Raw genomic sequence first — 7,132 nt, forward strand, 5'->3', positions numbered from 1 at the left:
CCGAAAGATGAAAGTTGCGGGCGCCATGGCCGTTCCCACACCCCGACCCACCCCCAGTGGGGGAGGGAGACGAGGAGCGCGCTCCCGGCGCGACTTTCACGGTAAAGCCCTCCAGGTCCGTCTATGATCCAACTCGGAATCGATCGCCTGCTCGCCGACCCGGGGCTGCGCCGGCCCCTGCACGGGCGCCGGGTCGCCCTGCTCGGCCACCCCGCCGCCGTCACCGCGCGCGGCCGTCACAGTCTCGACGCCCTGATCGAGTCGGGCGACCTGCGGGTCACCGCCGCCTTCGGCCCGCAACACGGGATGCGCGGGGACAAGCAGGACAACATGGTGGAGAGCGGCGATTTCATCGACCCCCGCCACGGCATCCCGGTCTTCAGCCTCTACGGGGAGGTGCGCTATCCGACGCCGGCGATGCTCGCGCACTTCGACGTGCTGCTGGTGGATCTGCAGGACATCGGCACCCGCATCTACACCTATGCGACCACGCTCGCCTATCTGCTCGACGCCTGCGCCGCCGCGGGCAAGTCGCTGTGGGTCCTGGACCGGCCCAACCCGGCGGGCCGGCCGATCGAGGGCAGCATCCTTGAGCCCGGCTGGGAGAGCTTCGTCGGGGCCGGGCCGCTCATCATGCGTCACGGGCTCACCCTGGGGGAACTGGCCCGCTGGTTCGTCGCCGCGCGCGGTCTGGATCTCGACCTGCAACTGGTGACCATGGACGGCTACCGGCCGGACGCGGCACCGGGTTACGGCTGGCCCCTGGCGGAACTGGCCTGGGTCAACCCCAGTCCCAATGCCTCCAGTCTGAACATGGCCCGCTGCTTCCCCGGCACCGTCCTGTGCGAGGGCACCACCCTGTCGGAAGGGCGCGGGACCACCGCCGCGCTGGAACTGATCGGGGCCCCGGACCTGGACTTCGGGCGCATCCTGGCCCGCATGGAGGCCGAGTGCGCCGCCTGGACAGAAGGGGTGTTGATCCGCCCCTGTTGGTTCGAGCCCACCTTCCACAAGCACGCCGGCCTGCTCTGCTCGGGGCTCCAGTTCCACACGGACAATGCCCACTACCGCCACGACCGGTTCCGCCCCTATCGGTTGACCGCGCTGCTGTTCAAGGCCCTGCGCCTGGAATACCCGGACTATCCGCTGTGGCGCGACTTCCCCTACGAATACGAGAGCGAGCGCCTGGCCATCGACCTGCTGAGCGGCGGCACCGCACTGCGCGACTGGGTGGATGATCCCGCCGCCGGCCCCGGCGACCTGGAGCGGCGCCTGGCCGCGGACGAGGCGCTCTGGTTCGAACAGACCAGGGCCCTGCGTATCTACGCCTGAACGGCGGTGCCGCCTTGGACCACGGTTTGCGCTATCAGCCCTTCTACTGCGAGGAGAACGCCTGGTGGCTCTGCGCCGAGCCGGCCTTAGGCCCGGGTGAGCGCTTCGTCGTCTTTCTGCTGAGCCGCGCCGGCCGCTGCCCCCTGCTGCACCAGCGCGCCGCCCCGCCGGGGCGCCTCATCGCCTGGGACTATCATGTGGTGGTGGTCGACGGCCAATACCGGGTCTGGGACCTGGACAGCCGCCTGCCGTTACCGACGCCCGGGGTCGACTGGCTGGACCGGACCTTCGCCCTGGCCGGGCAACTGCCGCCCATCTATGCCCCGCGCCTGCGCCTGATCCCGGCGTCCGAGTATCGGGCCGGGTTCGCCAGCGACCGCAGCCACATGCACGCGGGCGCGCACCGCTTCCAGCACCCGCCGCCGCCCTGGCCGCCGATCGGCGAGGGCATGACCCTGCACGCCTATCTGGACCCGGAGGCCCCGCAGCCGGGCCAACTGCTCGATCTTTCCGAAGCCCGCCGCCGACTGCGCGCGGCGGCCCCCGGTGCGCCCTGACCCGGGGCCGCCGCACCCCAGTGCGGCCCGGCCTCTCCGCGACCCGCAGCGCCGCGGTCGCACGCAAGATCGCGCCGCACTGGGGTGCGGCGCTCCCAGTAGCCGCGCCGCCCGGTGCCGGATTTGGGATACCATTTGTTGGTATCGCAACAGGAGACCCAGCGGAGGCCCAGATGCAGAAGAACACCAGCGTGATCCTTGGCGACCACTTCGAGCAATTCCTTGCCCAGCAGATTGCCCAGGGCCGTTACGGTTCGGCCAGCGAGGCGATCCGTGCCGGGTTGCGGCTTCTGGAAGAGCATGAAACACGCGTTGCCGCCTTGCGTCAGGCGCTCAAGGAGGGCGAGGCAAGCGGCCGGGCCGACTATTCCCTGCAAGGTCTGATCGAGGAACTCGACCGCGTCGGTACGCACTGATGCCCCGGTTCGTGCTGACCAAGGCAGCCAAGGACGATTTGAAGTCTATCGGCCGCTACACGCAAGCCACCTGGGGTCCTGACCAGCGCAACCGCTATCTGAGGTTGCTGGACGCGGGCTTTCATACGCTGGCGGATAATCCCCTGATGGGCACTGACTGCGGCGACATCCGCCCCGGCTACCGCAAGCACCGGGTTGGCAAGCATCTCGTGTTTTATCGTCAGAGCGGCACCGACGAGATTGAGATTGTTCGTGTCCTGCACCAGGGCATGGACGTACCTGGGTCCATGTCCGATCCCTGAGCCATTGATGGAACCCGAGAGGCCCCGGCATCCGTGAACCTCACAAACGACCGCGGCCTCGTCGCGGCTGAAGCCGCTCCCACGCGCGATTGCAAAACCCTAGCCTTTCTCGGATGATGGCCACTGCGCGACCTTGGACCCTTCGCAGGAGCACCCGCCGCCATGACCGCCCGCTTCGACCTCCTCGTCACCGCCGACTACCCGAGCCGCACCGCGGAATTCCGCCTGCTGGACGGCGCCGGCAACCAGCTCGCCTACCAGTCGACTGACTTCAAGACCATCCCGGCCGGCCGGCTCCAGGGCCTCTTCGACCTGCGGGACTATCTGCGGCTCTATGTGGACGAGGCCGGCCAGCGCGCCGCCCTGGGGGAGATCGGCGTCTGCATCGCCGAGGAGGTCCTGGGCGCCGATATCTTCAAGCACCTCTGGGCCGCGCGGACCCAGCGGACCCTGCGCATTCAACTGCCCGGGGCGGCGGAACGCGAGAACCCGCTCGCCGCCGCCCTGGCCCGGGTCCCCTGGGAACTGGCCCGCCCGCAGGCCGCCGCCGAGAGCCTGGCCGAGCGCAACCTCCTGGTCCGGGTCGTCCATGAGCGGCAGGACGCCGCTTCCACGCCCATGGATCTGGCGCCCGACGAACCGCTGCGCGTGCTCTTCGTCTTTGCCGAGGCGCGCGGCTCCCAGCCGCTCGGGATGCGCCGGGAGCGCCGCGCGCTCCAGCAGTTTTTCGCGCGCGAGGTCTACCCGGGGCGCCGTGTCATCGCCCATTTCCTGAGCCACGGCGTCACCCGGGAGCGGCTCATCGCCCAGGTCCGGGGCCAGGGCGGTTACCACCTGGTCCACTGGAGCGGTCACGGCAACCTCAATCTGCTGGAACTGGCCAAGCCCGGCGGGGCCAGCGACCCGATCTCCGGCCAGGACCTGCTCGATCTCTTCCTGGACGCGGGCGGCCTGCTCCCGCGCCTCATGGTGCTCAGCGCCTGCCACTCCGGCGACCTGCTGCGCGTCCGGGATTGGGACGACTTCCTCGCCGTCGCCCAGGGCAAGGAACCGGCGACCAAGGAGGCGCCCGTCGCCGCGGACCCCATCCGGGATCTGAACCTCGCGGACCAGCCCGGCTACACCGGTACCGCCCACGCCCTGCTGCACGGCGGGGTCCCGTCCGTCGTCGCCATGCGTTACGCGGTCGGCGACGACTATGCCCGCGAACTGGCGCTGCACTTCTACCGCGCACTGCTCGCCGACCCCAGGCCCAAGGACGCCGCCGCCGCGCTCACCCAGGCGCGCCGCGCCCTGCTCGCCGGACCGGCCGAGGCGCCGGCCTGGTTCCAGGTCTGCGACCACGCCACCCCGGTCCTCTATGGCGAGGAAGAGCCCGGACTGACCCTGAGACCCGGCCGCGGCGGCGCGCCCGCGGCGCAGGGCCGGCGCCTGCATCAGATCGGCGAACTGACCACCGCGGCGCACCCGCACTTTGTCGGGCGGACCTGGGAACTGGCCACACTCGGAGCGGACTTCATCGGCACCGGCCCCGGGGCCCAGACCAGCCCGGTCGCCGTCATCGTCGGCCTCGGCGGCATGGGCAAGACCGCGCTCGCCGCCGAGGCGCTCGACCTCTGGGAACAGGACTTCACCTGGGTCCTGACCTGGCAGGCCAAGCCCAGCCCGCTCGCCTTCGACGCCTGGCTGCGCGACGTCCATCTGAAGCTCTGGGGCGAACTGGGCCGCTACCACGACCAGGTCCAGGCGCACCCGGCCGAGGCCGTCCATCGCAACCCGGAGCCCGACTTCACCGGCCCCGAGCGCCAGGCGCGGCTCATCCACAACCTGGTCCGTGCCCTGAATGACGAGGCGATCCTGCTGGTGCTGGACAACTTCGAGACCAATCTCAAGGCCAGGGCGGAGCCCGATGCCGCCGGGGCCGATCCGGTCTGGGGGTGCCAGGACCCGGTGTGGGACCAGTGTCTTGAGGCACTTGCCGTGGGTCTGGTGGGTGGTCCTTCCCGGGTGCTCATTACCAGTCGGCGGCCGTTGGCGGCGTTGGCGCGGGGGTCGGTCCGCGCAGCGGACCCTACGGGGTTGGCGCGGGGGGCGGTCCGCGCAGCGGACCCGACGGGCACCACGGCGGACCCGGCGGGGCTCAGCGTCCTGCTCGGGCCGCTGCCGGCCGCGGAGGCGGCGCTGTATCTGCGCGAACAGCCGACCCTGGGCGGGATGATCTTCGGCACCGACCAAGCGGAGCAGCGGCTCGCCCGGCGCCTGCTCCATGCCAGCCGCTTCCATCCGCTGCTGATGGACCGGCTCGCCCGGCTGGCGGCGGACCCGGCCCTGCGCACGCGGTTGCTGGCCGCGCTCACGGCACTGGCCGAGGCCAAGGGGTTCGAGCGGCTGCCGGGGCTCTTTGCCATGCAGCCGGGGGACGCGGCGGAGCTGGCCTATCTGGAGGACGCGCTGGGGCGCTCGATCGGGCAGTTGCTCGATGACCTGAGTCCGGAGGCGCGGCGGTTGTTGTGGATCATCGCCTTGGCCAATCAGCCCGAGTCCCTCGGGCTGATTTGGGGGGTTTGGGGTGGGGAGGATGGATCTCAGCAGGGGCAACTGCGGCAGATCAAGGCTATGCTGGACATGCTGCCGATGCTCCCGCCGGAGACGCAGGCGCAAGTCCAAGCGCTCCTGACGCCGGAGTTCCGCGCGATGCTCGACGCCCTGCCGCCCGCGGTACCGGCGCGGCCCGATCCGGCCCCGCTGCTGCGTCGGCTGGTCGCCCTAGGCCTGGTGACCGAGGAGCGTGCAGGGGCGGGGGACGAGAACCCGAACCTCGGCTGTCACGAGTTGGTGCGGGAGCGCATCCGCGACTGGATGGATCGGCACGCCGAGGACCGGGCGGACCTGACCGAGGACGGCGTGCGCCTCGCATACGCGCAGCGGCTGGAGTCGGCGTTCAATGGGCTGCTGCACCAGGACATGACCGCCGCCATCCAGGCGGGCAGCCGCGCCCTGGTCTACTGCGTCCAGGCCGCGGCCTGGGATCAGTTGAGCGGCTTTGCGAGCGCCCTGGTCACCAGCACGCAGGACCCGGTGCTGCTCCAGGCACTGACTCCGCATCTGGAGGCTGCCGCCGACCTGGCACCGGCGGGCAAGCCGCGCTGGTCCTGCCTCTGCTACCTCGCCGATGCGCTGTGGAGGGCTGGCCGCCCTGACGCCGGCCTGACCTTCTACGAGCAGGCCGCTGCGCAGGCGAGCGCCGCCGCCGAGTCGGGGGGCGAGGGCGCCGGGTGGGCCTGGGCGGACCTAGCCGCGATCAGCGGCAACTGGGCGAATGCGCTTGGTGATGTCGGCGACCTGGACGCTGCCCGCCGACGGCACATCGAATCTGCTGAGGCGTTCAAGAGGGCCGGCAGACCCTCGGTCCATATCGTCGCCCACGAGTTGGAGGCCCTGCGCATCGATATCCAGCAGGGCCAGGTCGCCACCGCGCTTCCCGAGGTCGAGCGGCGTCTCGCCCAGGTGCAGGGGTGGTGGCAACAGCACAGGGCCGGCCAGTTGGTGCCCGAGGCCCCGGATGCCGAGTCCCTCGCCCGCACGCTGATCGGCGCGCTCGACATCGCCCGGCAGGCGGACTACGCGCAAGAGGACTGGGCATCCGCTCTGGTGCGCCTGGATGCCATCCTGGAGGTCAAGCGCGCACTGCAACGCCCGGCGGAGGACATCGGCGCCGATCGGATGAACCGTGCCAGTGTGCTGATGAAAATGCCGCGGCGCCTCGGCGAGGCCAAGGCCGAGTTGGAGACCTGTCTCGCGCTCTTCGAGAACAATCCCGCCTGGCGCGCCACGACGCTCAGTTCACTCGCCGACCTGTTCGACCGCCAGGGCGACCGCGCCCAGGCCATCACCCAGCAGCGCCGCGCACTCGCTCTGTGCGAGCAATTGCCGAACCCCGCCGACCGCGCCATCTCACACAACAACCTGGCCCTCTGGCTGGACGGCAGCGGCACCCCGCCCGCACTAGCCGAATCGGCCCGCCACCAACTCGCCGCGCTCGCCTACCGCCTCGTCGCCGGCCTGGGCCAGCACCTCCAGACCTCGCTGCACAACTACGCCATCGTCTTCCGCCGCGCCCGCGCCGCCGGCACCGAGCCCGCCATCCCCCTTCTCGCCGAGCTGCTCGCCGACCCCGCCTTCGCCCCCCTGGCCCAGTGGCTGCGCCAACGCCAGGTCGACGCCGCGCGCCTTCAAGCCGCCATCGACCAGTCCCTCGCCCAGGCCCGCCAAGCCGCCGAGACCCCGTAGGGTGCGCCGCGCGCACCCCGGTCCCCGCCGCGCCCAGCCCCCCGGGTCGCGCAGCGACGCTGTGGGAGCGGCTTCAGCCGCGACGAGTCCAGGGCCGCCCGCGAGCGCGCGTCGCGGCTGAAGCCGCTCCCACCGGGCCCCGGCCTGAGGTTCACGCTAAACCAGGCGCTCGCCCAGGCCCGCCAAGCCGCCGAAGCCCCCTGGTACCCTGTTTCGCCTGATCTTGCGCCGCTCA

At 71.1% G+C, this 7,132-nt stretch carries 5 protein-coding genes; all 5 read left to right on the forward strand.

Features of this window, described 5'->3' with window-relative positions:
* Window positions 1–123: 123 nt before the first annotated feature.
* Window positions 124–1,332, forward strand: coding sequence for a DUF1343 domain-containing protein (locus tag QZY48_RS31655; RefSeq protein ID WP_295438170.1), 1,209 nt, complete (start codon window positions 124–126; stop codon window positions 1,330–1,332).
* 14 nt (window positions 1,333–1,346) lie between these two features.
* Window positions 1,347–1,889, forward strand: coding sequence for a hypothetical protein (locus QZY48_RS31660; protein ID WP_295438172.1), 543 nt, complete (start codon window positions 1,347–1,349; stop codon window positions 1,887–1,889).
* A 173-nt stretch (window positions 1,890–2,062) separates the two neighbouring features.
* Window positions 2,063–2,305, forward strand: a complete 243-nt coding sequence (locus tag QZY48_RS31665) for a type II toxin-antitoxin system ParD family antitoxin (RefSeq protein ID WP_100920973.1) — start codon at window positions 2,063–2,065, stop codon at window positions 2,303–2,305.
* Window positions 2,305–2,607, forward strand: a complete 303-nt coding sequence (locus QZY48_RS31670; protein ID WP_295438175.1) for a type II toxin-antitoxin system RelE/ParE family toxin — start codon at window positions 2,305–2,307, stop codon at window positions 2,605–2,607. Before QZY48_RS31665 ends, QZY48_RS31670 begins: the two co-directional genes overlap by 1 nt.
* Before the next feature lie 162 nt (window positions 2,608–2,769).
* Window positions 2,770–6,897: a CHAT domain-containing protein gene (locus QZY48_RS31675; protein WP_295438178.1), complete on the forward strand. Its 4,128-nt coding sequence runs from the start codon at window positions 2,770–2,772 to the stop codon at window positions 6,895–6,897.
* The last annotated feature ends 235 nt before the right edge of the window (window positions 6,898–7,132 follow it).

It is taken from the genome of uncultured Thiodictyon sp., from assembly GCF_903828115.1.
GTDB lineage: Bacteria > Pseudomonadota > Gammaproteobacteria > Chromatiales > Chromatiaceae > Thiodictyon.